At 67.2% G+C, this 25,081-nt stretch carries 26 protein-coding genes and 1 tRNA gene; 10 read left to right on the plus strand and 17 right to left on the minus strand.

Annotation, left to right across the window (positions count from 1 at the left end; all coding sequences use genetic code 11):
• Positions 1–11 precede the first annotated feature (11 nt).
• Entirely contained in the window at positions 12–374 is a 363-nt protein-coding gene (locus tag BLU18_RS09600) for a DUF7522 family protein (protein WP_092634400.1), read from the plus strand.
• A 47-nt stretch (positions 375–421) separates the two neighbouring features.
• Here the strand turns inward: BLU18_RS09600 and BLU18_RS09605 are convergent.
• Positions 422–496: transfer RNA gene (locus BLU18_RS09605), tRNA-Val, on the minus strand.
• A 212-nt stretch (positions 497–708) separates the two neighbouring features.
• Here BLU18_RS09605 and trpD point away from each other — a divergent pair.
• Genes trpD through trpG form a run of 4 tightly spaced genes read left to right on the plus strand, consistent with a single transcriptional unit; the run spans position 709 to position 4,602 of the window.
• On the plus strand, positions 709–1,704 hold the full coding sequence (gene trpD, locus BLU18_RS09610; RefSeq protein WP_092634402.1) for an anthranilate phosphoribosyltransferase: 996 nt from the start codon (positions 709–711) through the stop codon (positions 1,702–1,704).
• Positions 1,704–2,345 carry a phosphoribosylanthranilate isomerase gene (locus BLU18_RS09615; protein WP_092634404.1) on the plus strand — a complete coding sequence of 214 codons (642 nt, stop codon included), beginning with the start codon at positions 1,704–1,706 and terminating at the stop codon, positions 2,343–2,345. The genes trpD and BLU18_RS09615 overlap by 1 nt, the downstream gene beginning before the upstream one ends.
• Positions 2,342–3,973, plus strand: coding sequence for an anthranilate synthase component I (gene trpE, locus BLU18_RS09620; RefSeq protein ID WP_092634406.1), 1,632 nt, complete (start codon positions 2,342–2,344; stop codon positions 3,971–3,973). Before BLU18_RS09615 ends, trpE begins: the two co-directional genes overlap by 4 nt.
• Positions 3,970–4,602 (plus strand): anthranilate synthase component II, encoded by a 633-nt coding sequence (gene trpG, locus BLU18_RS09625; protein ID WP_092634408.1) that lies wholly within the window; start codon positions 3,970–3,972, stop codon positions 4,600–4,602. The genes trpE and trpG overlap by 4 nt, the downstream gene beginning before the upstream one ends.
• A 1-nt stretch (position 4,603) precedes the next feature.
• Here trpG and BLU18_RS09630 read toward each other — a convergent pair whose 3' ends face one another.
• Positions 4,604–4,801, minus strand: a complete 198-nt coding sequence (locus BLU18_RS09630; RefSeq protein WP_092634410.1) for a DUF8029 family protein — start codon at positions 4,799–4,801, stop codon at positions 4,604–4,606.
• 446 nt (positions 4,802–5,247) lie between these two features.
• Here BLU18_RS09630 and BLU18_RS09635 point away from each other — a divergent pair, with 446 nt between their 5' ends.
• From BLU18_RS09635 to BLU18_RS09640, 3 genes are all read left to right on the plus strand, one after another.
• On the plus strand, positions 5,248–8,340 hold the full coding sequence (locus BLU18_RS09635; protein ID WP_092634412.1) for an adenosylcobalamin-dependent ribonucleoside-diphosphate reductase: 3,093 nt from the start codon (positions 5,248–5,250) through the stop codon (positions 8,338–8,340).
• A gap of 171 nt (positions 8,341–8,511) precedes the next feature.
• Positions 8,512–8,631: an HVO_2523 family zinc finger protein gene (locus BLU18_RS15225; RefSeq protein ID WP_342702047.1), complete on the plus strand. Its 120-nt coding sequence runs from the start codon at positions 8,512–8,514 to the stop codon at positions 8,629–8,631.
• A gap of 73 nt (positions 8,632–8,704) precedes the next feature.
• Positions 8,705–9,697 carry a phytoene/squalene synthase family protein gene (locus BLU18_RS09640; RefSeq protein WP_394327336.1) on the plus strand — a complete coding sequence of 331 codons (993 nt, stop codon included), beginning with the start codon at positions 8,705–8,707 and terminating at the stop codon, positions 9,695–9,697.
• On the opposite strand, the gene cruF is transcribed toward BLU18_RS09640, so the two are convergent.
• Genes cruF through BLU18_RS15185 form a run of 6 tightly spaced genes read right to left on the minus strand, consistent with a single transcriptional unit; the run spans position 9,690 to position 14,962 of the window.
• Positions 9,690–10,502, minus strand: coding sequence for a bisanhydrobacterioruberin hydratase (gene cruF, locus BLU18_RS09645; protein WP_092634416.1), 813 nt, complete (start codon positions 10,500–10,502; stop codon positions 9,690–9,692). The two genes, BLU18_RS09640 and cruF, sit on opposite strands and share 8 nt — an antisense overlap.
• Positions 10,495–11,325, minus strand: coding sequence for a prenyltransferase (locus BLU18_RS09650; protein ID WP_092634418.1), 831 nt, complete (start codon positions 11,323–11,325; stop codon positions 10,495–10,497). Before BLU18_RS09650 ends, cruF begins: the two co-directional genes overlap by 8 nt.
• Complete coding sequence (locus BLU18_RS09655; protein WP_092634421.1) at positions 11,322–12,827, minus strand: phytoene desaturase family protein; 1,506 nt, start codon at positions 12,825–12,827, stop codon at positions 11,322–11,324. The genes BLU18_RS09650 and BLU18_RS09655 overlap by 4 nt, the downstream gene beginning before the upstream one ends.
• A gap of 48 nt (positions 12,828–12,875) precedes the next feature.
• Positions 12,876–14,291: an FAD-dependent oxidoreductase gene (locus BLU18_RS09660; protein WP_092634424.1), complete on the minus strand. Its 1,416-nt coding sequence runs from the start codon at positions 14,289–14,291 to the stop codon at positions 12,876–12,878.
• Positions 14,292–14,331: 40 nt separating this feature from the next.
• Entirely contained in the window at positions 14,332–14,781 is a 450-nt protein-coding gene (locus BLU18_RS09665; protein WP_092634426.1) for a hypothetical protein, read from the minus strand.
• Positions 14,782–14,830: 49 nt separating this feature from the next.
• Positions 14,831–14,962, minus strand: coding sequence for a hypothetical protein (locus BLU18_RS15185; protein WP_281241036.1), 132 nt, complete (start codon positions 14,960–14,962; stop codon positions 14,831–14,833).
• Between the two features lie 154 nt (positions 14,963–15,116).
• Between BLU18_RS15185 and BLU18_RS09670 the strand changes: the two genes are divergently transcribed.
• Positions 15,117–15,938, plus strand: a complete 822-nt coding sequence (locus BLU18_RS09670; protein WP_092634428.1) for a ZIP family metal transporter — start codon at positions 15,117–15,119, stop codon at positions 15,936–15,938.
• Here BLU18_RS09670 and BLU18_RS09675 read toward each other — a convergent pair.
• The 5 genes from BLU18_RS09675 to BLU18_RS09695 form a co-directional block, all read right to left on the minus strand.
• Positions 15,935–16,219 carry a DUF8060 family membrane protein gene (locus tag BLU18_RS09675; RefSeq protein ID WP_092634430.1) on the minus strand — a complete coding sequence of 95 codons (285 nt, stop codon included), beginning with the start codon at positions 16,217–16,219 and terminating at the stop codon, positions 15,935–15,937. The two genes, BLU18_RS09670 and BLU18_RS09675, sit on opposite strands and share 4 nt — an antisense overlap.
• Positions 16,212–17,222: a DUF7490 domain-containing protein gene (locus tag BLU18_RS09680; protein WP_092634432.1), complete on the minus strand. Its 1,011-nt coding sequence runs from the start codon at positions 17,220–17,222 to the stop codon at positions 16,212–16,214. The genes BLU18_RS09675 and BLU18_RS09680 overlap by 8 nt, the downstream gene beginning before the upstream one ends.
• Before the next feature lie 73 nt (positions 17,223–17,295).
• Complete coding sequence (locus tag BLU18_RS09685; protein WP_092634434.1) at positions 17,296–18,225, minus strand: alpha/beta hydrolase; 930 nt, start codon at positions 18,223–18,225, stop codon at positions 17,296–17,298.
• A 7-nt stretch (positions 18,226–18,232) separates the two neighbouring features.
• Positions 18,233–18,574, minus strand: coding sequence for a DUF8159 domain-containing protein (locus BLU18_RS09690; protein WP_092634436.1), 342 nt, complete (start codon positions 18,572–18,574; stop codon positions 18,233–18,235).
• A gap of 87 nt (positions 18,575–18,661) precedes the next feature.
• Positions 18,662–18,865, minus strand: a complete 204-nt coding sequence (locus tag BLU18_RS09695; protein WP_092634438.1) for a hypothetical protein — start codon at positions 18,863–18,865, stop codon at positions 18,662–18,664.
• A gap of 252 nt (positions 18,866–19,117) precedes the next feature.
• On the opposite strand from BLU18_RS09695, the gene BLU18_RS09700 reads away from it, so the two are divergent.
• Positions 19,118–21,016, plus strand: a complete 1,899-nt coding sequence (locus BLU18_RS09700; RefSeq protein ID WP_394327338.1) for an SLC13 family permease — start codon at positions 19,118–19,120, stop codon at positions 21,014–21,016.
• Here the strand turns inward: BLU18_RS09700 and BLU18_RS09705 are convergent, their stop codons facing one another.
• From BLU18_RS09705 to secY, 4 genes are all read right to left on the minus strand, one after another.
• A complete protein-coding gene (locus BLU18_RS09705; protein ID WP_092634440.1) occupies positions 21,017–21,829 on the minus strand; it encodes a BtpA family protein in 813 nt (270 codons plus the stop codon).
• Between the two features lie 29 nt (positions 21,830–21,858).
• Positions 21,859–22,593, minus strand: coding sequence for an N-acyl homoserine lactonase family protein (locus tag BLU18_RS09710; protein ID WP_092634442.1), 735 nt, complete (start codon positions 22,591–22,593; stop codon positions 21,859–21,861).
• 61 nt (positions 22,594–22,654) lie between these two features.
• On the minus strand, positions 22,655–23,473 hold the full coding sequence (locus tag BLU18_RS09715; protein ID WP_092634444.1) for a hypothetical protein: 819 nt from the start codon (positions 23,471–23,473) through the stop codon (positions 22,655–22,657).
• Positions 23,474–23,608: 135 nt separating this feature from the next.
• Entirely contained in the window at positions 23,609–25,078 is a 1,470-nt protein-coding gene (secY, locus tag BLU18_RS09720) for a preprotein translocase subunit SecY (protein ID WP_092634446.1), read from the minus strand.
• Between the last annotated feature and the right edge of the window lie 3 nt (positions 25,079–25,081).

A 25,081-nucleotide genomic window follows, 5' to 3' on the forward strand; every position in this document is an offset into this window, starting at 1 on the left:
GAGTTCGTAGCATGTCCAAAATCGCCGACGCGATACAGAGTTTCGAGGGGCATACCCCTCGCGCTATCGCGGACCTCAGAAGCACGACCTGGGAGCTCGAGTTCGTCCGTGACGACGTGAAGGGGCGCTACTCGGACGATGACCTCGACGAGGCGTACCGACTGGTCATGGCGAACCACATCACGGGCGACGATTTCAAGTCGCTCATCGGCGAATCCCAGTTCAACGCCCAGACGCTCTTTTTCGACGACATCATCGCCTTCTTCTTCCCCTCGAAACGGTACGAAGGCGTCTTTGTCTCCTTCGATTACGAGGACGGCTTCCCGGCGGACGAGTTCGTGACACACGTTTCGAAGGTGTGGGACGAGGAGTGAGCGGGTGTCGAAGCCGCGACGCTCGGTAGTTAAAGTGTAGAAAGTAGTGGGTTGGGGCAGATTTGAACTGCCGGCCTCCTCCATGTCAAGGAGGTGTCATAACCAGACTAGACCACCAACCCGGTCGTGACGTGCTTTCGAACGCATTCCTACGTACCGCCGGCCAGTAATTGAACCTTTCGGAACCGCGACCCGCGCGGCGATTTCGGGGGATATATGAGCCACGAACCAGCGCGCCTTGCGCCCCCGTTCGTCCGCCCGAACGCGACGACAGGTTTAAGCAAGTGTATAGATTTGTTCATCACAAACCGAACTCATACACTGGTGTTCATTAATGCAGGACTATATCGAGCGCGTGACCGAGGGCGAGGATCTGACACTGGACGAGGCGCGGGACGCGGCCCGGGCCGTCTTCGAGGAAGCGACCGAGGCACAGATTGGGGCGTTGCTGGCAGCGCTTCGGTCGAAGGGTGAGACGGAGACGGAGATTGCTGGCTTCGCACAGGGGATGCGCGATGCGGCGCGGACCATCGACCCCGACCGTGCGCCGCTGGTCGACACCTGCGGGACCGGCGGCGACGACTACGACACCATCAACGTCTCCACGACGAGCGCCATCGTCGCCGCGGGGGCGGACGTCGCCGTCGCCAAGCACGGCAACTACTCCGTCTCCTCCTCGTCGGGGAGCGCGGACGTTCTCGACGTCGCGGGCGTGAACGTCGAAGCGGAACCGCCGGCCGTCGAGTCGGCCATCGAACGCGATGGCATCGGGTTCATGCTCGCGCCGGTGTTCCACCCGGCGATGAAGGCGGTCATCGGCCCGCGGAAGGAACTCGGGATGCGGACGGTGTTCAACATCTTGGGGCCGCTGACCAACCCCGCCGGTGCGGACGCACAGGTCGTCGGCGTCTACGACCCCGACCTCGTCCCCGTCCTCGCTCGCGCGCTCGCGAAGATGAACGTCGAACGGGCGCTGGTCGTCCACGGGTCCGGCATGGACGAAATCGCGCTCCACGACGCGACCACCGTCGCGGAAGTTGACGGCGACACCGTGACGGAGTACACGCTGACGCCGGCGGACATGGGACTGGAGCAGGCACCCATCGAGGCCGTCGCCGGCGGCGACCCCGAGGAAAACGCCGCGGACCTGGAGGGCATCGTCACCGGGTCGGTCACGGGGCCGAAACGTGACATCATCCTCGCGAATGCGGGCGCGGCAATCTACATCGCGGGCGCTGCGGAGGACCTATCCGCGGGCGTCGAGGCGGCACGCGAAGCCATCGACTCGGGCGCCGCCGCCGCCACGCTGGACGACCTGCGAGGTGTCTGATGGTCCGCTCGAAAATCTGTGGCGTGACGACGGAGGCGGACCTGCAGGCGGTGGCCGACGCCGGCGCCGACGCCGTCGGTATCCTCACCGAGGTGTCCGTCGACACGCCGCGCGAAGTCGCTCCCGAACGCGCCGCGGACCTCGTGGCCGCCGCGCCGCCCTTTCTCTCGACAGTCCTCGTCGCGATGCCCGAGACGGCGTCCCGCGCCGTCGAACTCGCGGGCGCCGTCACCCCCGACGCCATCCAGCTGCACGGCGACTTCGACGAGACCGACATCCGGTACATCCGGCGCGAGGCGCGCGCGGACGTTATCACCGCCGTCGACGCCGATGACCCGGACCAGGCGCGCCGATACGACGATGTCGCCGACGCCATCCTCCTCGACTCGACGACGGAGTCCGGTGCCGGCGGGACGGGCGAGACACACGACTGGCAGGCGGCCCGTGACCTCGTCGCGGACCTCTCGTCGCCGGTCGTCCTCGCGGGCGGCCTGACGCCGGCGAACGTCGCCGACGCCGTGCGGACGGTCGACCCCTACGCCGTCGACGTGTCCAGCGGCGTCGAGCAGACCGGCGGCGAGAAAGACCACGACGCAGTCCGCTCGTTCCTCCGGAACGCGGACGTGGAGGTACCGGCGTGACGCCCGACCGCGACCGAGAGGCGTTCGTCGACTGCCTCGCCGACCGCACGGACCCGGCCGTCGCCCGTCTCGCCGTCACGCTCGATGCTGACACGTCGCCGCTGTCGGCGTACGCCGCCCTCGACGACCGGAGCGACTACGGCTTCCTGCTCGAGAGCGCGGAGAAGACGCCGTCGAGCGACCCCGAGGGCGCGTTCACCGCCGACGACGAGGGTGCGGACCGCCACGCGCGCTACTCGTTCGTCGGCTACGACCCGGACGCCGTCGTCTCGGTGACTGGGACGGACGTGACCGTCGACGCGTTGGGCGGCCCGACCGGTGACCTCGTCGCTGAATCGGCGGGTCTCGACGACGCCGACGACGCGGACGTCCTCGACGCTCTCCGGACGACCCTGCCCGACTTCGAACGCGTCGGCTTCCCCGACGCGGACCGCCAGCAACTCGACGGCGGTTTGGTCGGCTTCCTCGCCTACGACGCGGTGTACGACCTCTGGTTGGACGAGGTGGGCGTCGACCGCCCCGACCCGGTCGTCCCCGACGCGGAGTTCGTCCTCACGACGCGGACGCTCACGTTCGACCACGCCGAGGACGCCATCCAACTCGTGTTCACGCCCGTCGTCGGACCGGACGCCGACCCCGGAGACGTGTACGACGACTTGGTCGCCGAGGCCCGCGACATCGAGCGAACGCTGGCCGACGCCGCCCCGCCCGAGACGGGTGGCTTCGTCCGGACGGGCGAGGAGGCCGGCCCGCGCGAGGCCTACGAGGACGCCGTGCGGACGGCGAAAGAGCACGTTCTTGACGGCGACATCTACCAGGGCGTCATCTCGCGCACGCGCGAGCTCGCCGGCGACATCGACTCGCTCGGCCTCTACGAGTCGCTGCGCTCGGTCAACCCCTCGCCGTACATGTACCACCTCCGGCACGGCGACCGCTCCATCGTGGGCGCCAGCCCCGAGACGCTGGTGTCGGTGCAGGGGACCCGCGTCGTCTCGAACCCCATCGCGGGCACCTGCCCGCGCGGGACGAGTCCCGTCGAGGACCGCCGCCTCGCGGGCGAGATGCTCGCGGACGGCAAGGAACGCGCCGAGCACACGATGCTAGTCGACCTGGCGCGCAACGACGTGCGCCGCGTCTCCGACCCCGGGTCGGTCCGGGTCGAGGAGTTCATGAACGTGCTCAAATACTCCCACGTCCAGCACATCGAATCGACGGTGACGGGGCGTCTCGCGACGGGGTCGGACCCCACCGCGGGCGGCGAGCGCACGCCGCCGTTCGACGCCTTCGACGCCACGCGCGCGACGTTCCCCGCGGGGACGCTCACCGGTGCGCCGAAGGTGCGAGCGATGGAGATAATCGACCGACTGGAGCGAGCGCCCCGCGGCGTCTACGGCGGCGGCGTCGGCTACTACTCGTGGTCCGGGGACGCAGAGTTCGCCATCGTCATCCGGACGGCAACCGTCGACCACGGCGACCCCGACCGAATCACGGTGCAGGCGGGCGCGGGCATCGTCGCCGACAGCGACCCCGCGAGCGAGTACGAGGAGACCGAACAGAAGATGGGCGGCGTCCTTGACGCCCTCGAACGCATCGAGACGACGGCGACGGAACCGGAGGCGACGCGATGAAGGTCCTCGTCGTCGACAACTTCGATTCGTTCACGTACAACCTCGTCGAGTACATTTCGGACCACCCCGACCCGCGGACGGGCGAGCAAATCAAGGTCGAGGTGCTGAAAAACACCGCGACGCTCGACGAGGTTCGGGCCGTCGACCCCGACGCCATCGTCATCAGTCCCGGGCCGGGGCACCCGAAGAACGACCGGGACGTGGGCGTGACCACTGCCGTCCTCCGAGAGGTGAGCCAGACGGTACCGACCCTCGGCGTCTGTCTCGGCCTCGAAGCCGCCGTCTACGCCTACGGCGGGCGCGTGGGCCACGCGCCGGAACCCATCCACGGCAAGGCCTACCCCGTCGACCACGACGGCGAGGGCGTGTTCGCGGGCCTCGACCAGGGATTCCGCGCCGGGCGCTACCACTCCCTCGTAGCGACGAGCGTCCCCGACTGTTTCGAGGTGACGGCGACGACGACACACGTCACCGACGACGACGAGGTGGACCTGGTGATGGGGGTCCGCCACCGGGAGCACCCCATCGAATGCGTGCAGTTCCACCCCGAGAGCGTCCTGACCGCCGCCGGTCACGACGTCATCGACAACTTCCTGCACCGCGTCCGGACGCCGGACGCGAGGGCCTAGGTCACCCGAGGAACATGGACGCTAGCAGGAGGACGCCGACGACGAGGGCGGCAATCGTCACCAGTCGCCATGCGACTTTCAGGACGACGCGCCCGACGAGGACGACGACGCCGATGGCGACGATGGCGACGAGCAGTTGGCCGAACGGTCCACCGAGGAGGCCACCCAGCTGGAGCACCACTTGCGGCGAGAGCGACATGTCCGATTACGACTCACAGCGGGCGCATAAGTCTGTGGGCAGTACATCGCCGTTCGCTCCCGTTACCGTTATATCATAATCTGGAGAGGTAATCGAGGGGAGCCTTCGAGCCGTTGAACAGCGTGTGTCACATTATGTCACTTGACTATCGGTAACTCGGCTGTTCTCGTGGTTATTCCACAACCTCCGTTTCTACTGGATAATAGGGCGCTATCGGGCGATTTCGACACTCGAATTTCACTTTCACTCCGGTCTACATACCGTTATATGTGTCGCGCCGGGATGATTGTGCGTACCCAGGGCATCGCGCCACAGCCCGTCACACGAAGTGGACAGGAATCGGATACTTCGGCGACGAGAACAAACGCCTTTACGCTCTGATTCCGTGTATCCACGAGCGGATTGAGCCAATTGCCGGGCCGGGACCCGCAACCTTCACACCAGACATGAGTACGCACGACATCGACACCGACGAAGTGGACTTACCGATCAAACGCACAGACGGCGAGACGCTCGAAGACCGACTCACCGCCAACGCGTATCACAACATCCTGCCCGCGCGCTACCTTCGAAAGGACGCGGACGGCGACCTCATCGAGGAACCGGAGGACCTCTTCCCGCGCGTCGCGAAGAACATCGCGCTCGCGGAGGCCGTGTTTGAGGCACGCAAGCAGGACGTCGAGATTACCGTCACCCCCGACCAGTTGAAGCCCGACCACCCCCGCCGTGACGAGCTCGCGGCCGAGGTGTTCGGTGCGGGGACCACCGTTGACGACGACGCCGAGACGACCCTCTCGGAGCACAACGTCAACAAGTTCTCCTACGAGACGGTCGTTCCGGAGCTGCCCGAGGACGTACGCGCAGTCGTCGAGGACACCCGCGAGGAGTTCGAGACGCTGATGGGCGACCTCTCCTTTATGCCCAACTCGCCCACCCTGATGAACGCGGGCGACGAACTGCAGCAGCTCTCGGCGTGTTTCGTCGACTCCCCCGAGGACGACATCGACGACATCCACCAGACCGCCAAGGAGGCCGCACAGGTCTTCCAGTCCGGTGGCGGCATGGGCTATGCCTTCTGGCGACTCCGACCCTACGGCGACCCCGTCGGCTCCACCGGCGGCATCGCCTCCGGGCCCATCACGTTCATGCGCACCTTCGACCAGATGTGCGAGACCATCGCGCAGGGCGGCGCGCGCCGCGGTGCCCAGATGGGCGTCATGCGCGTCTCCCACCCCGACGTCATCCAGTTCATCCACGCCAAGAACAAGGACGTCTCGCTGGCGCACACGCTCCGCCTCAACGACCCCGACGACTACACGCACAACAGTTTCACCGAGGCGCTCGAGGAGGCCCGCGAACTCATCGACGACGAGGGGAAGGTGCCGAAACACCTCCGCAACGCCGTCGAGGGTCACCTCTCGAATTTCAACATCTCCGTCGGCATCACCGACGACTTCATGGACGCGCTGCAGGAGGGTGAGGAGTTCACCTTCACCAACCCCCGGACGGGCGAGCCACACATCGCCACGCCGGAGACGAAGGAGCTCTACGACATGTTCGACCTCGGCGAGTACGTCGAAGTCGGCGAGGAGCTCTCCCTGCCGGCAGAGGTGATGTGGGAGGACATCGTCGAGGGCGCCCACGAGAACGGCGAACCGGGCGTCATCTACCTCGAACGCGTCAACAAGCAGCACTCCTTCGACGTGGAGGAACACCCCGACCATCGCATCCTCGCGACCAACCCCTGTGGCGAACAGCCACTCGAGGAGTACGAGGCCTGTAACCTCGGCCACATCAACCTCTCGACGCTCGCGGACCTCGACGCCCCGGACTGGCGCGTCTGGGCCGACGAGCACGCCGACGAGTACGACACCGAGGCCGAGGCAGTCGACGCCTTCCTCGAAGACGCCATCGACTGGGACGCGTTCGACCATCGCATCGAGTACGGGACGCGCTTCCTCGAGAACGTCGTCACCATGTCGGACTTCCCGGTCGACGAAATCGAGCAGAAGGTCCGCGAGATGCGGAAAATCGGCCTTGGCGTCATGGGACTGGCACAGCTGTACGTCCAGCTCGGCATCCGCTACGGGAGCGACACCGGGAACGAAGTCGCCGAGCAGCTGATGACCCACATCAACCACGAGTCGAAGTGGGCCTCCCACGAACTCGCTGGGGACCGCGGGACGTTCTCGGACTGGGACGACTCGAAGTACGCCGACCCCACCGAGTACCGCGAGTGGTTCGAGCACCACACCGGCCTTGATGCCGACGAGTGGGCAGACGGCTTCCCGGTCCGCAACCACAACACGACGACCATCGCCCCCACGGGCACCACGTCGATGGTCGGCAACACCACGGGTGGCTGTGAGCCGATTTACAACGTCGCCTACTACAAGAACGTCTCCGACGACGTGCAGGGCGACGAGATGCTCGTTGAGTTCGACGACTACTTCCTGCGGACGCTGGAGGCCAACGACCTCGACATCGACGCGGTCAAGAAGGAAGCCCAAGAGCAGATGGCGAACAACGAGTTCGACGGCGTCGAGGGGCTGGAGACGGTTCCGGACCCCATCGGCGAACTGTTCGTCGTCACCGGCGACCTCTCCGGGAAGCAACACGCCGCGGTCCAGTGTGCTTGTCAGGAGGGCGTCGACTCCGCCATCTCGAAGACCTGTAACTTCCCCAACTCCGCCTCGATGGAGGACATGGACGAGGTGTACCGCTACATCTACAACAACGGCGGGAAGGGCGTCACCGTCTACCGCGACGGCACGCGCTCGAAGCAGGTGCTGACGACCCGCGCCCAGAACGCCGAGTTCTCCGACGAGAGCGAGGCCGCCGAGATGCTGGTCGAACAGATGAACGAGGTGTTCGGCGGGCTGCAGGGCTTCCTCGACAACGAGGACGTCCAGGCCGCCCTCGACACCCAACTCGACGACCTGCTCGCGGCCGCGGACGGCGAGCGCGAACTCGGGACGAAGCGCCCGCGTCCGGACGTGCTCCACGGCGTCACCCAGCGCATCGACACCGGCTACGGGAAGCTCTACGTCAATATCAACGAGGACGACGCGGGACAGCCGTTCGAGCTCTTCGCCAACATCGGCAACTCCGGTGGCTTCACCGCCTCCTTCACCGAGGCGCTGGCCAAGACCATCTCGACGGCGCTTCGCTCGGGCGTCGACCCGCGCGAAATTGCCTCCGAACTGCAGGGCATCCGCTCGCCGAAGGTCGCTTGGGACAAGGGCGAACAGATCAACTCCATTCCCGACGCCATCGGGACGGCGATGCGGCGCTACCTCGACGGCGAAATCGACCAGCCCTACCCCAAACAGCAGAACCTCTCCGAACTCGAACAGGCTGAGCGAGAGGCCGCGGCAGCGGCGCCGTCCGATGACGGCACTGCGACGGCCGTCGACGACGACACCGAGGACCTCCTCGCCGCCGGCGAGAGTCCCGAGTGTCCGGAGTGTGGCTCCATGAGCCTCTACTACTCCGAAGGCTGCAAGACCTGCGAGTCTTGTGGCTGGTCCGAGTGCTGAATCGTTAACGACGCGACGTTTTCTTTTTTCGCCGGCATCGCCCGTCACATCTGTCGATAGCGTCGAGTAACCTGCCCGGACTGGTCAACGTCTGCCGCCGAAGGTTCCGATTCGGACACTTCCGGTGCGACCGGCGGAACAATGATGTCGCTGTGTATGATATATAAGGCCATGTCCGCTCAGAGTGGTCGACCCTGTCCTCACTGTGCGGCGGCGATGCACCGCCGTCACTGCAAGTACGTCTGTCCGAACCACGGGGTCGTCTACGACTGCAGCGACACGTTCTGGTGAGTATGACGGGGCGTGATGTACTCCCGGATGGCGTCCCGGGCACGACGGTCGGACGGATGGAGGGTCACCCGTGGTGAGCGACGACGGCGTCGCCCGCGGGAAATCGATTCAGCGTCGCACGGGCAAGACGTTCCACCTCGCGACGCGACTCCTCCCCGAACGGGTTCGTCAGTCCACCTACGTCCTCTACGCGTTCTTCCGCGTCGCCGACGAGGTGGTCGACGACGCCGAGGGGGTTCCGCCCGCCGAACAGCGCGCGGAACTCGAACGGTTGCGAGCGGCGGCACTGGGTCAAGAGCCGACAGACGACCCGGTGCTCGAAGCCTTCGCCGACCTCCGCGAGACTCACGACATCCCCGACGACGACGTGAACACGTTCGTGGACGCGATGCTGACCGACGTGAGCAAGAGTCGGTACGCGACGTTCGCGGAGTTGCGGGCGTACATGGACGGCTCGGCGGCCGCCGTCGGCCGGATGATGACGTCGGTGATGGACCCCGATGACCACGACCGGGCGCGCCCGCACGCGACGGCGCTTGGCGAGGCCTTCCAGCTCTCGAATTTCCTCCGCGACGTGCGCGAGGACGTCGTCGAACGCGACCGTATCTACCTGCCGTTGGAGACGCTGTCGGCGTACGACGTCTCCGAGGCCCAGATACGGAACTTCGAGACCAGCGAGGGCTTCAAGCAGGCGATGGAGCGCGAACTCCGGCGGGCGGAGGCGCTCTATCACGAGGGCGTCGCCGGCATCGAGGCGCTCCCGGAGGACTGTCAGTTCCCGGTGTTGGTCGCCGCCGTCCTCTACGCGGACCACCATCGCCTCATCCGGGCGCGAGACTACGACGTGCTCTCGGAGACGCCACAGATTAGCACGGCTCGAAAGCTCGCGCTGGTCGCACTCACGCGCTGGCACTGGGCGTGGAATCGCGACCCAGAGACGGTCTTCCGGCGCGTGAGCGCGATTCCCGACCATCCGGACGCCACCACGCCGAATCGCGAGCGGACGCCGGGTCTCGCTCGCCGCCTCCTGCGTGGCGCGGTCGACAGCCTCCGCCGACTTACCTGAGCGGCACGTCGAAGCGCGCCGTCCGGAGGAGTCCGAGTCCGAACAGGCCGCCGACGGCGGCCGCGCCCCAGTTGCCGAAGTAGACGTTGACGCCGCTCCAGAGCAGGACGAAACTCACCAAGTCGTCGAGCGCAAATTCACAGGAATCGAGTCTGTCGAGCAGCGCCGTTCGGTCGAGGACCCTGTCGAGGACGAGGACGGTCACCGTCGCCGACAGCACCCAGCCCGCGAAGTTCGAGAGGGGGACGCCGTACACCGGGCCACCGCTGGGGTAGGTCCAGAAGCCGAGTGCGACGGCGCCGGGGTCGAGGACGAGGTCCATGGCGACGACGGTTGCAATAACGGCGGGGAGTCGAACGGCCGCGGACCGCGCCCGGTCGCCGAGCAACAGGAGGCAGAGCAGGTAGCCGTTGCAGACGAGTGGCAGGAAGAAGACGGGGAGGCCGACGGGGACGCCCGCGATGGTGGGCCCGAGGTCGATGGCGTAGTGGAACTCGCCGTAGGGCCATCCGGTCCGCAGGCCGACGTACTCGATGAGATAGGCGTAGCCCGCGAGCGCACCGACGCCGAGAGCGGCCCGGCGGTCTATCAGGGGCCCCATCCCGACGAGGAGCGGCGAGCGCATCACGAGCGTCCCCAGCAGGATGAGAAACGGGTCGAACGCCAGCGGTGGCGGTACGACCCCCTCCGCGCTGGCGACGAGGAGGACGGCGCCGACGAGGGGGAAGACGACGGCGATGGTGACGCGGTTGTCGCGGACGAGTTCGTCGAGGCGGGCTTGCACCTCGTCGCGAGTGCTAGCCATGGACGAGCCTCCAGAGACCGCCCATCGTCAGGAGCGCGCCGACCACGGTGTTGACGGCGGGGAACCACCAGTAGGCACGCGCGGTATCGACGCCCGCCCACCGAACGAGCGCGACGCCGACGGGGTAGACGGCGAGCAGTGCGCCCAGCCGCGGGTCGAGCAGGCCGAACGCGAGCGCGGCGACGGTCCAGCAGGCGGCGCAGTAGGCGTAGGCACCGCGTGCGCCGAGGCGGGTCGCCGTCGTCTCGATGCCCGCCCGTCGGTCGGGGTCGATGTCGGGAATCGCGGAGAAGGTGTGCATCGCCATCGACCACGCCCAGCCGGCGGCGACGGCGAGGAGTGGGGGCTGTGCGCCCGCGACGGCGGCGTAGGCGGCGGCGCCGGGGAGGACGTACAGCCCGTTCGAGAGCGAGTCGAGCGGTGGGCGGGTCTTCAGTCGGAGTGGTGGTGCGCTGTACGCGACGCCCAAGACGAGGAAGCCGGCGAGCCACGGCCACGCCAGTCGCGGCGTCAGCGCGGCGGGGCCGAGGAGGAGGGCCGCGCTCGCGACGACGGCGAGTGGCACGACTCGCTGGCCGCGATACCGAACCTCTCGGTCCTCCTTCTTGGGGTTCTCGGCGTCGGCGTCGGCGTCGAACACGTCGTTGACGCCGTACAGGAGCACGTTCGCGGGGAGGAGGAAGTACGCGAAGAGTGCGAGCGTCGTCGGCGTGAACAGGTCGGCCGTCGAGTCGGCCGCGTAGACGACGCCCACCGCGACGGGCCCGGCGAGGTAGAGCCAGAAGCGGGGACGCGAGAGTTTCAGGAGATAGCGGAGCGTCATCGGCGTTCGCGTGCCATCGTCTCGGCCGTCAGCCGTCCGCTGATGAGACACATGGGGACGCCGATGCCCGGCGTGGTGTACGACCCCGTGAAGTAGAGGCCGTCCACCTCGTCGGAGACGTGGGGTGGGCGGAGGAGCGAGGTCTGTCGCAGGGTGTGCGCGAGGCCGAGTGCGGTCCCCTTGGTGCTGTTGTAGCGCTCGGCGAAGTCGGAGACACAGAAGGACTTCTCGAAGACTATGCGGTCGCGCAGGTCGACGCCGGTGTGGTCGGCGATGTCGTCGAGCAACAGGTCGCGGAACTGCTGGCGTCGTTCGGGGCCGTCGTCCAGTCCCGGCGCGATGGGGACGAGGGCGAACAGGTTGCTGTGGCCCTCGGGAGCGACGCTGTCGTCCGTCTTCGAGGGAACGCAGAGGTAGTATGCGGGGTCCTCGGGCCACGAGGGGTCGTCGCTGAAGATGGTGTCGAAGTGGTCGTCCCAGTCGGTCGGGAGGACGAGCGTGTGGTGTTCGAGGTCTGCGACGTCGCCCTCGACGCCGAGATACAGGAGGAACGCGGAAGGGGCGTAGGTGCGGGAGTCCCAGTAGTCGGCGTCGTACTGGCGGTCCTCGGGGACGAGCAACTCCTGTTCGGTGTGGGCGTAGTCGGCGTTCGACACCACCTCGTCGGGGAAGAACTCGCGTCCGTCTTCGGTGCGGACGGCGAAGCCACCCTCTCGGCCCCTAATCTCCGAAACGGGGTGGCCGGTTCGGAAGTCGACGCCGAGTTCCTCGGCCATGGCGACCACGCCGTCGACGACGCCGCCGAGTCCGTTCTCGGGGTAGTAGACGCCGAGGTTGAAATCGACGTGGCTCATCAGGTTGTAGAGCGCGGGCGTGTTGTTCGGCGCGCCGCCGAGGAAGACCAGCGAGTACTGGACGATTTGCTGGAGTTTGGGATGGTCGAAGTAGTCCTCGACGTGGCCCTGCATCGTCCCAAGCAGGGAGAGGCCGCGCGCGTATCGGAGCACGTCGGAGTCGACGTAATCGCGGAGGCGGGAGCGGTCTTCGTAGACGAAATGTTCCATGCCCACGTCGTAGGTGTAGGCCGCTTGGTCGAGGTAGTCGTCGAGAGCCTCGCCCGCGCCGGGTTCGTAGGACTCGAAGAGCTGGCGGTTCTGGTCGATGTCGGGGACGAGGTCGACTTGGTCGCCGTCTTTGAAGAAGATGCGATAGTGGGGGTCGAGTCGTTCGAGTTCGTAGTACTGACTCGGTGTCCGCCCGAAGTCGCCGAAGAAGTCCTCGAACACGTCGGGCATGAGATACCACGAGGGGCCCATGTCGAAGCGGAAGCCGTCGGCGTGTAATCGGCTCGCGCGCCCGCCGAGCTGTTCGTTTTTCTCCAACACAGTCACGTCGGCACCGGCGTCGGCGAGATAGCAGGCCGTCGAGAGGCCGCCGAAGCCACTGCCGACGACGACGACCGACCGACCATCGGCCGACCCTATCGCCGGGCTACCGTCCATGCCACGGCGTAGGGACGTGACCCGTATATACTGCCCGCCCGAATCGGGCTACAGCTTCCCGGTCACGACTTTCGCGGCGACGAGGACGGGGTCCCAGACGGGGCTGAACGGCGGGGCGTAGGCCAAATCGAGGCGTTCGAGTTCCGCGACGGTCAGATCCGCCTCGATGGCCGTCGCGAGCGTGTCGACGCGAATTGCGGCGCGGTCCCGGCCGGCGATGGCGCCGCCGAGGACGCGCCCGGTCGTGCGGTCGGCGACGAGGGTTACCGTCGTTTCGTCGCCACCGGGGTAGTACCCGGACCGCGACCCCGCGGTAATCGTCTCACTTACGGGGTCGAACCCCGCGTCGGCGGCCGCCGCCTCGTCGACGATACCGACCCGTCCACACTCCATCTCGAAGGCCTTCACCACCGCCGTCCCCGCCACGTCGCCGACGGGCGTGGGGTCGCCGGCAACAGTGGCGCCGACCGCTCGCCCCGCGCGGTTGGCCGTCAGTCCGAGCGGAATCCACGTCTCCGTCCCGGTTACTGCGTGTCGCGCCGTCGCCACGTCACCCGCCGCGTGGACGGCGGGCAGACTCGTCCGCCCGTAGGCGTCGGTCCGTATCGCGCCGTTCGGGCCGCGGGCGACGCCCGTCCCGTCGAGGACGGCGGTGTTCGGGCGGACGCCGACGCCGAGAACCGCGAGTTCGACGGGGAAACGCTCGCCGTCGGCGACGATTGCTTCGATTCGCTCGTCGCCGACGAGGCGGTCGACCGTCGCGTCGGTGTGGACGGTCACACCCCGTTCGGTGAGGTGTGGTTCCACTCGCTCGGCGACGGCCGCGCCGAACGGTTGGAGGACGTGCCCCGAGCGCTGGAAGAGGTGGACCGCCACGCCGCGGGCGGTCAGCGCCTCGGCCATCTCGACACCGACGTAGCCGCCGCCGACGATGGCCGCTCGCGTCGGCGGGTCGAGCGCCGCGTTGTGAGTCACGCGGGCCTCGTCGACGGGGCCGTCGCCGAGGCGGGCGGGGTCGTAGGCGTCGGGGGCGGTGAGATACGCGTCGAGTGCGGCGGCGCTGTCGAGGCCGTGAATCGTGAAGACGCCGTCGAGCGACGCGTCGAAGTCGCCGGTCGTCGCCCGCGCGCCCGTCGCCACCAGCAACTCGCTGTAGGGCTGGTCGAATCGCTCGTCGCCGGCGTCGACGGTGACGGTCCGGGCCGCGGGGTCGACGGCCACCACCTCGTGTCCGCGGCGCAGGTCGATGCCTCGCTCGGCGATGTCGCTCGGCGAGAGCGAGAGGAGGTCGGTCAGTCGGTCGACCGACCCCTCGACGAAGTAGGGGAGGCCACAGTGGGCGTAGGACACCCACTGGCCGCGTTCGAAGACGACGACGTCGCGGTTGGTCTCGCGTCGGAACTTGCTCGCCGCACTCAGGCCGGCGGCGTCGCCACCGACGACGACGAACGGGTCACGCTCCATGCGGGCGCTTCGCGGACGAGCAACAAAAGCGTGTGTCGCGTCACGCCTCTCGATACAGGAGATAGCCGAGGAGGGCGGCGAGTGCCGTCTCGGAGACCAGCGAGAGCGTCTCGGCCGGTCCGGCGACGACGTGGGCGCCCAGATACGCGAGCGTCGAGCCGTGGTGGTGGGTGCCCGCCCCAACGACGAACAGCGGGCGGTGGCCGCTCGCGTGCCACGCGAAGTAGCCGACGACGTACACGACCATCAGCGTGATGCCGCCGAGATAGAGCGGCCGGCGGTCGGCGCCCGCGATGGCGGCGACGAGGCCGACGACGATGGCCAGCCCCGAGACGACGAAGAGCGGCCAGCGCAGGTCCGGGGGTAGGAGGATACCCGCGCTCAGATACGTCAGCCAGTTACTGACGCCGAGGGCGAGATGGATTACGGCCACGAGGACCGCCAGATGTGCCGCGACGACGTGGACCGGGTCGAACGAGCGGAGGTTCATCCCCCGAGAGACGGAGCGGCACGCGCAAAATAGCCTCGGTTCGCTTCGCTCAGAAGCGCCCGCGACGGCGGAACAGGCGGGTGAGGAACTGTTCGATGGGCCCGGCCGTCGTCGGTGCCGAGACGCCGGGGAGGTAGTAGTCGTGGTCGGACGAACCGTCGTTCGCAGACGAGTTGCTCATGTACTCACACCTCAGTGCCAGACCAGATTAAAAATTGCGAAGTAAAGTTCGCGAACACCTAACTGAACACAGAGATAGACAAACGTTCACACGGTTCGTGGCCGGGAGTCCAGAAATCGAACGTATTATTAATTGCTGGCAGTTAGTTGTTAATATGAGACGAATATCGGTCGTCGGTGGTGCCGCCGTCGGTGCCTTGGTCGCCCTCTCCGCACTCGCGGCGTCCGCCGGCACGTGGAAGCTTCTCGGTATCTCGTGGGTCGCCTTTCTCGCTATGGCTCTTGGCATCCCTCTCGGGCGTCGGTCGTGGGGCGGGCGCTCGTGGGCGCTCGTGTGGGGGTACGGACTCGCCGCCGGTGCGATGGTGACGAGTGCTGCCGTCTTTCTCGTCCCGCAGGCCATCGGCCATCACACTACCTTCGGCGGGTTCGGCATCGCCCTCGGATTGCTGATCGGTTTCGCCGGCCACACCATCGGCCACCGACTGGCACACTATGACTTCCCACTCGACCGGACTGCTGCGGCGCTCACGGCCCACTCGCTCTCTGCGGGCGTCATCATCGGTATCGTCTACGGAAACATGCCCGAACTCGGGCCGGTCCTCGGCCTCGCTATCGTCTCGCACAAGGGCCCGGCGGGGTACGCGGCGGCCCGCCGACTCGCCGCCAACGACCGCGACCCGACGCTCTTGCTCCTGCCAGCCGCTGGCGTCGGCATCGCGGCCATCGTCTCCAGTCTGATTCAACTCCCCGCCGTCCCCGCGCTTCGCGGCGTCGTCTTCGGCTTCGCGGCCGGGCTATTCCTCCACGTCGCCATGGACTTCCTCCCCCGGTGTGAAATCGGGAGCGACGTGCACGAACTCCTCACCGTCTCGGGTGACGCGCACGAACTGCTGGACCAACTTCGGGTCCACGCTGTCCTCAGTACGGGACTGGGCGGCGTCGCCGTCTTCCTCGCTTGGCTTCTCGTCAGCTAGCCGTACAGCCGTCGGAGCTGGTACGAGATGCCGACGCCGGCCGCCAGCACCACGATGAGGTTGAACGCGGCTTGGAACAGCGACCGGTACTCGTTGGTGATCCACGTCGTGATGACGTTCGAGACGCTGAAATACAGGCGAATCACGGCGACGAACGCGAGCAAGCCGAGAACCAACAGGATGGCGTAGTTGGCGTAGCGCCGGACGTCGTTACTGGTGCTCGTCTCTGCCGTCGGTTCGGTCTGCTCGGACTCGCTCTCTTGGGTACTGGATTCACTCATTGGTCTGCCTCCGGACGAGTAGGGCGGCGGCCAGAAGCGCCACGACGGCGACGACGACGCCGAAGCCGGGGCCGCCGCCGGAAGTCGCCATCTCCGTCTCTTCGGGTCGCGGTCGGTCCGCCCCGCTCCCGCCGCTGAAGTCACTCACGCGCAGTTCCACGTCGCGTTGGGTCTCGTTGACGCTGATGGTCTCCGTGGGGTCGAGGTTCGCCGCGCCCCGAGCGCTGTCGATGACGACGCCGTCCTTCCAGAGGACCACGTCGATGTAGTAGTTGTAGCCGTCGGGCACGGTCAGTTGCGTCGAGACGGTTTCCGTGCGTCCCGGCCGTATCGACCCCACCGCCACGTCCGCGCGGTTGGCGACGATGTTCGAGTCGGCCTGTCGCAGCGTCGCCGTCACGCGTAGGTTCTCCGGTTGGTCGTCGCCCGTGTTCGTCAGCGCCATCTGCAGGTCGAGCGTCGTCCGATTCCCGTCCGTCTCGGCGATGGAGAACGCCACCGGCGGGAGCGCGTCGGCGCTGGCGAACTGCACGTCGCTCTGGGCGTAGGGTGGCTGGAGCGCCTCCAACCCTTGGAGTTCGCGCTGTCCGCTGTCGACTCGCTGTCCGTCGCGGTAGACGACCGCCTGAATTCGGTAGCCGCCTTCGCGTTCGACGGTCAGGTTCGTCGGCACCGCCGTCTCGCGCTCCTCGGTCAGGTCGCCGACGTCGACGGTCCGGGTGGTCGCGACCAGCCCCGACTCCGTGTCGATGGCCTGCACGCGGAGACTCACGTTCCGCGTCGGCGGCCCACGGTGTGACAACTGGGTGTCGACGCGGAGCGTGACCGTATCACCGGTCACCTCGCCCGACGAGATGTCCATCCCCGCGATGTCGACCGGTCCGGGTCGGACCGGGCGGTCCTCACTGGGATTGGCGAGGGCCCCGGGCGCGACGACGGCGCCGACGACGGCGAGAAGGGCCACGACCGCCGCACCCGCGGCAAGCGTTGTTTCACGGCGCATACCCGTGGCAAGTCGTGGCCCCGGCAAAGCCTTTGGGGAGGGTCAAACGGGGGTTTGTGCCATCGCGCTCGGCCTAGTCGCCGAGGGCGTCGTCGAGGAAGGCGAGTTGGTGGGCGACCGACGCCTCGAACGCCCGGCCGAGGGGGTCGACGTGCCCGACCGGCAGGCGGACGTACGTCGAGCGGTCGATTCGGTCTGCCGCCGCGGTGACGGCGTCGGGCGGTGCGATGTCATCCGCGTCGGCGGCTAGCAGGAGCGTCGGACTGCTCACGTCGGCGGCGTCGGCGAGCGGTCGGTAGCGGAGCAAGGCGAGAAGCGACCGCGCCGGCGTCCGATTCCGCCAGTCGCTCGTCCGCGGCACGCAGTCGAGATACGCGTCGCCGGTCGGGCGCGGCAGGAGGCCGAACTCGTCGCGTCCGCCGACGACGGGAACGGTGTTCGACCGCCCGACGGCGTCCGCGAGGCGGTCACGCACGCCGGCGCAAGTCGCTCGCGCCAGATAGCGGGGCGAGCGAGCGCGGGCGAACGCCCGTCCGTCGACGAACGGCGCGACGGCGACGACGGTGTCGACGCGGCGGTTCGCCGCGACGCGAATCGCGTGTCCGCCGCCCAGTCCGTAGCCCCAGAGCGCGACGCGGCGTCGCTCGCCGTCGAGTCGGGCGACGCGGTCGATTGCCGCCTGCAAGTCAGCCACCTGTGCCGCGGGGTCGACGAGGTGGTGCGTTTCGCCGCCGAACCATCCCGCGGGGTCGGCGTCGTCGCTCTCGCCGAAGCCGCGGTAATCGAAGACGAAGGCGGCGTAGCCCGCCTGTGCGAATCGCTCGGCGTACGCCGGGTAGCCGAACGTCTGCTCGGCGGCGATGTCGGGAGCGCAGACGACGACCGGCGGTGTCGCCGGTCGGTCCGGGAGATAGAGTCGACCGCGACACTGCGTCCCCTCGCTCTCGAAACTGAGCGTCCGCGTCGCGACGTCGAAGCGACGGCGTGAGTGTGTCGCGGTCACCGACCTGTCACTCCAGGTCTTCCTCGAGAGTTTCGAGGACGCGCGTGGAGAACTCGGTTTCGGAGATTCGGTACTCGCGAAGCCCCTCGAACCACTCGGCTTTCGCGTGCCACGTGTTCAGCACCTCGTCCTCGAACCGAAGCACGGTCGCCTCGACCCGCGTCGCTTCCCAATCGTCGTCTTCCTCCATGTCGAGGAAGGCGTTCAGCACTTTGCCCATCTCCATGTGGTTGACTTCGTCGCCCGGATAGGCCGTAATGTACGACAGTTCGACGGGGTCGACTTCGTCGACGTCGTGAACGTCGACGCCGAAGTTCCGGAGTTCCTCTTCGAGTTCGGATTCGTCCATAGACGTAGTTGGACCTCGGCAGGCAAAACCCTTGCCGGATAGGCGTCGCGCGCGCCGCTACGGGCGGCAAAAATGGTGGGGTGACCGTCAGTTCGTCGTCGGCTTCGGCCCGAGGCCGCCTCCGTCGATCATCGGGACCGCCGCCGTCGATTCGGGTTCCGCGTTCGGTTCCGGCTTGTCGCGCCGGCCGTCGGTCGTCGGCCCGTTTCCGGAACGCGGCTGCAGCGGGATGACCGGGTCGATGGTTATCGTCGAACGGTTCTTCGGTGTCGTGCGTCGGGACGTGCTCATTGGGGTGTGTCGTATGCTGCGTCGGTGGTCGAACGGCGTTGCGTCATCGAACCACGGTCAGCATACGAGTACGACGCGTTGCATCGTATATTCTCCATAGCGCCCATCCATAATAAACCTTCATGATTGTTGGTGCGGGTGATGGCACGCCGCACAGTCCCTCCGGTATCTTGAACACGCTCCCCGCTCTCCATCCATCGAAGCGTGCTCTCGTCTGGTTCGTCACTTTCGACGGTCGCTCTCGTTGCCGACGTGGCGTCGCTCTCGGTGACCGCGGACGCCCTCTTCGTCTTCGGCGTCGTCGCGCTCGCGCTCGTCCTGTTCGTGACGGAATTCCTGCCCATCGACGTGACTGCCATCTTCCTGATGGTGCTGTTGATGGTGTTCGGGAGCGACGGCGTCGTGAATCTCTCTCAAATTTCGGCGACTGAAGGCGTCTCCGGGTTCTCGAACCCCGCGACCATCACCGTCCTCGCGATGCTCATCCTGAGTTCGGGCATCAGTCGCACCGGCCTCGTGCAGATACTTGGCCGCAAGATGACCGCCTTCGCCGGGACGAATCGCGACCGACAGTTGCTCGCCACCATCGGCGTCGCCGGCCCCGTCTCCGGGTTCATCAACAACACGCCCGTCGTCGCCATCCTCGTCCCCGTCATCACCGACCTCGCGCACGCGGGCAAGACCTCTCCCTCGAAGCTCCTCCTCCCGCTCTCGTACGCCTCCATGTTCGGCGGGATGCTCACTCTCATCGGCACCTCGACGAACATCCTCGCCAGCGACGTGTCGGCGCGACTGCTCGGCCACCCCTTCTCCATGTTCGAGTTCACGTCGCTCGGTGTCATCGTCCTCATCGCCGGGAGCCTCTATCTCATGACTATCGGCCACCGCCTCATCCCCGAGCGCGTCCCCGTCGACGAAGACTACGTCACGGAGTACGCAATCGAGGAGTATCTGACCGAAGTGGTCGTCGAACCCGACTCGCCGCTCGTCGGTCAGACGGTCGGCACCGCCATCGACAGCGTCGAATTCGACGCCGACATCCTCCAAATCGTCCGCGACGGCGAGGAGTACATCGAACCGCTCGCGCAGATGACCGTCCACGAGGGCGACCTACTTCGCCTCCGTGCCGACCGCGACACTGTCAGCCAACTAGCTGACCGCGATACGCTCACGCTCACCGGCAGTCCGCCACAGACCGAGGCGGAACTCGAACCCGAGACGGAGTCCGCCCAGACGCTGGTCGAAGTCGTCATCCCGCGTGGCTCCTTCCTCGCCGGCAAGTCCCTCGCGAGTTCCACGTTCCGCCAGCGTTACGACGCGAACGTCCTCGCCTTCCGGAGTCGGGGCGAGACCGTCCGCGACCACATGGACCGCCGCACGATTCGCGCGGGCGACACGCTCCTCATTCAGGCGCCGCCCGACAGCATCGACCGCCTCTCCGACAACGAGGACTTCATCGTCGCCCACGAACCCGACGAACCCCACTACCGTTCCGAGAAGATTCCCCACGCCATCGCCATCATGGCCGGCGTCATCGGCGTCGCCGCCGCGCCGTGGGCCACCCTCGGCTCCGCGCTCGCGGGCGTCACCGGCGTCGCCGCCTTCCAGTCGCTCGCGGCACTCTCGCTTCCCATCCTCGTCACCGCCCTCGCGGGCGTCGTCGCCATGGTCGCCACGGGCGTCCTCGACCCGACCGAAATCTACGACGCCGTCGAGTGGGATGTCATCTTCCTCCTCGCTGGCGTCATTCCGCTCGGCATGGCACTCGAACAGACCGGCGGCGCCGATATCCTCGGAACCCTCGTCGCCATGACGGGGCTCGTCCTCCCGCCCATCGGCGTCCTCTGGGTGTTCTACCTTGCGACGGGAATCATCACCGGCGTCATCTCGAACAACGCGAGCGTCGTGTTGATGCTCCCCGTCGCCGTCGAAGCGGCGACCCAGATAGGGGCGGACCCGTTCTCGTTCGTCCTCGCCGTCACCTTCGCGGCGTCGACAGCCTTCATTACGCCGGTCGGCTACCAGACCAACCTCTTCGTCTACGGCCCCGGCGGCTACAAGTTCTCGGACTACCTCCGCGTCGGCGGCCCCCTCCAACTCTTCCTGTCGTTCGTCACCGTCGCCGGCATCGTCGTGATTTGGGGCGTGTGACTACCGCCCCGCCTCCGCGGCGTCGACGAATCGCTCGACGCGGTCGACCGACACCGGATTGCCGGCTTCGCCGCCCTCCTCGAACGCGCTGCCGACGATGACGCCGTCGGCAATCGAGAGCGTCTCTGCGACTGTCTCGGCGGTCACGCCGCTCCCGACGAACACCGGCACGTCGAGGCCGAGTGCGTCGCGTTCGTCCACCGCCGCCCGGACGGCCTCGCGTTCGGTCGACTGTCCCGTTCCCGAGCCACTCACCACGATTCCGTCGGCGAGGCCGCGTTCGACGGCGTCGCCGAGCATCGACGTCTCCGCCCCCAGCGGGACCGAATGCTTCACGTCCACGTCGGCGAGCACTCGCACGTCCGCATCGAGGCGGTCACGCGTCCGCATCGTCTCGTGGGCGCGCCCCTCCAACACACCTTGGTCGGCGACGCGCGCGCCGACGTGGACGTTGCTCCGGACGAACGACGCACCGGTCGCGGCGGCGACGGCCATCGCCGCCGGGCCGTCGTTGCGGAGGACGTTCACCCCGACCGGCAGGTCGGTCGTCGCCCGCACGGTGTCGACCAGCGCAGTCAGGTCGGCGACGACGCTCTGCGGCACCGATTCGGGGTAGAAGGGTGCGTCACCGAAGTTCTCGACCAGAACGGCGTCGACGCCGCCGGATTCGAGACGTTCCGCGTCGCGACGGGCCGCCTCGTGGAGTGCAGCGCGCCCCGCGTCCGCGTCGAACTGCGGCGATTCGGGCAGTGGCGGGAGATGCACCATCCCCACGACGGGGGTGGCGACGCCGAAGACGTGTTCCGTGTCCATACACGCTCCGCGCACGGCAGCCAGTTAAATCAGTCCGCCAACCCCACCGGCTCGGCGTCGAGAACCCCCCACTCGTGTCCCGGGAGGAGGCGGTCCGCCCGGTCGAGTACCTCCGTCGCGCTCTCCCACCACGCCACGTCGTCCATCGGTTGCCCCGGAATCGGGTCGTCCTCCGGCGCGTTCTCGAACGTCTGGACCGCGTCGGCGGCGACGAGCGTTGTTTCCCCTTCTTCTTCGACGGCCACCGACTGATGACCCACCGTGTGCCCCGGCGTCGGGAACGCTGTCACGCCCGGGCAGAGCTCCGTTTCTCCCGACAGGGGCGTGAGGTCGATGGGTAGCCACGGCGGCTCTCGGTCCAGCGACGTGGCGTCGTATCGGTCCGCGTGTATCGGATAGGGGGTGACGGCGTACGCTAGTTCCTCGCGCTGAACGTAGACCGTCGCCTCCGGGAACGCGTCGAGGCCGTAGCAGTGGTCCCAGTCGAGATGGCTGAGGACGACGGCGTCCACGTCGCTCGGCGCGAGGCCCTCGCTGTCGAGAATCGAGTGCAGGTCCTGTCCCGGCTCACGGTGACAGCGGTAGCTCGGGTGGTACTCGGCCATCAACTCGACCGGTCCGAAGCCCGTATCGACGAGAATCGTCTGTTCGCCCTCGATGAGGTAGACGATGGAGGGCGCTTCGACGGTGCCGCGTTCGCCCTGCACGAGGACGCTCGCGTCGAGGCGCATGGAGCCACAACACCGGGGCGTGACGGTCGGCATGGGTCGCTCGTCGGCTGGGAGTGGGATAAGCCTGTTCGACGCCGTGGCTCGGCGAGTACTCTCACTCCTCCGTCGCCGACGAACTCACCGTCCGTTCGATGCTTCTGAGCCCCTCGTCCGCCGGATACTCCACGGTGAGTGTCTCGCCGCCGTGGTTCTCGAAATACAGTAACACGTCGCCCGGTCGCCCCGTGTACGTCTCCGACTCGCCCGCTGGAACGGGGAACTCCACAATGCTCCCGCCGCTGTACCCGTCGAAGGAGGCGCGAGCCGCGAAGTGGCCGTCGCGCTCCCCTTCGTTGGCGACCGTCAACTCCAAGACGCGTTCGCCGTCGCGGTGCGGGACCCGGAACGCCGTCACGGAGAATATCGGCTCGACGGCGAGTGACCCGAGCACCGCTCGAGGGAGCGTCCAGTATACGTCCGTCTCGTCGGTCGCCCACTGAATCGCGCCCCGGTCGTGACGGGTCGCTGGGAGCGCGAACGCGTAGCCACCCGCGTCCGTCGTCGGGAGCGGGTCGCTTCCGTCTCTCGTCTCGCCGTCGACGGCCGACCGGAACTCGCGGTCGAAGGGCTGGTCCGGCGTTGCGCCATCGACTGCGATATCCACGACGACGAACTGCCCCGCGTTCGCCACGACGCGCGTGTGCGCCATCCCCGGCGTGACGACGGCCTTTCTCACGCGTGGATTCTCGACGGTCACGCTGGTGCCACTGACCGTGACCGTCGTCCCCATCGACACCTGGCGGCTCTCGGTCGAGGACGTGGCCGGCGAGGTTGCTGTGGCGCCGTCGGACCGTCTCGACGGCGTGGAGACACAGCCGGCCGAGCCGAGCGCAACACCGAGCGCTGCCACGAGTTCCCGGCGAGTTGCTGGCATGCGCTGGGAAGCGTGGGACGGTTCTGATAAGTGCCTTTCGTACGTTCAACCGCGGATTTGAGCGACACGCGACAGAAGCGAACCGAGCAGTCGCTCGGGGCCGCTAGCGACGCGAAAGAAAAGGGGAGATGTCCGTTATTCGCCGCCGAACATGTTCCGCATCATCGGGTGCATCTCCATCAACTGCTCTTCCGCAATCTCCTCGTAGAGCTTGTAGGTGATGGAGACAGTTAGCAGGAGTCCGGTTCCGGACACCTGTCCGATGGTGCCGAGCATGTTGGCGCCGACGGCGAGGAGGCCGACGAGCGCACCGCCGATGACCGTCACCTGCGGGATGTAGCGCTCCATGACCTTCTCGATGACCTGCGGGTTGCGCCGGAATCCGGGAATCTGCATCCCGGAGTTCTGAATCTGCTGGGCGGTCGCTTCCGGGCCCATCCCGGTCGTTTCCACCCAGAAGATGGCGAAGATGGCGCCACCGATGACCATGATGGTGAGGTCGAGCCCCACTCGAATCATGATCTGCCAGGGTTCCGCCGAGGTGCCGGCCAGCCACCACATCCAGTCGGCTCGCGTCTGGATGGGGGCCAGATAGTAGAACAGCCCGGAGATGGGCTGTCCGTTACTGTACTGGCCGAGCCACGCCGGCATCTGATTCCACGTGCTGTTGAGGATACGCCCCGCGAACTGGATGTTCGCCTGCAGGGCGCGCACGAGAATCATGGGCAGGACGCTGGCGTAGATGAGCTTCACCGGGAATCGTCCGCGGGCGCCCTTGACGCGGGCGTGCGAGAGCGGAATCTCGATGCGGACGCTCTCGGCGTAGACGACGATGGAGAAGATGAGCACCGTCGTCACCAGCGCGAGCAACTGCCCTTGGCCGAGTAGGAGCGCCTGCAGCCCCTGTGCGGTGAGCGGCGAGGCGATCTCCTGTGCGCCGGTCAGGATAGCGGCCCACGTCGGGAAGAAGCCCGCCGTCCCGCCGAGGCCCTCCCAGGCGAACAGCCCACCGACGAGCTGCTGGCTCACGCCGGCGATGATGAACAGCCCAACACCGGAGCCGACGCCCCACTTGCTGACGATCTCGTCCATGAACAGGATGAGGATCCCGCCGACAGCGATCTGGAGGAAGAGCAGGCCCTGTACACCGGTCAGTCCGATGCCCAGCGCTTGCCCGACCGCCGGATCGGCCGGAAGGAAGTTCCCAGCGAACACCATCGGCAGCCCCGTCAGACAGATCATCGCGACCACCAGCAACTTCTGGAGGCCTTGATACAGGATCTGGTCGCGGGGGTCGTCGGTGTCCAAGCCGAGCAGGTCAGCCCCGCCCAGCAGCTGCAGGACGATGCTCGCGGTGACGATGGGGCCGATCCCGAGCTGCAGGACCGAGCCACTCGACCCGGCGAGAATCGATCGGAAGCGACCGAACAGGTCGCTCTGCGTGCCGGCATCCAGCCCGAACAGCTGGATGTTCGTCAGGAAGAAATACAACACGAGGACGCCTGCGGTCCAGCCGAGCTTGCGCCGGAAGGGGACGTGCCCCTCCGGACGCGCGACTGACGGCATCCGCGTCAGCACCGGTTCGGCGGTCTCCTTCCATCCCATCGG

The organism is Haloplanus vescus (genome assembly GCF_900107665.1).
In the GTDB taxonomy this organism is placed as follows: Archaea; Halobacteriota; Halobacteria; order Halobacteriales; family Haloferacaceae; genus Haloplanus; species Haloplanus vescus.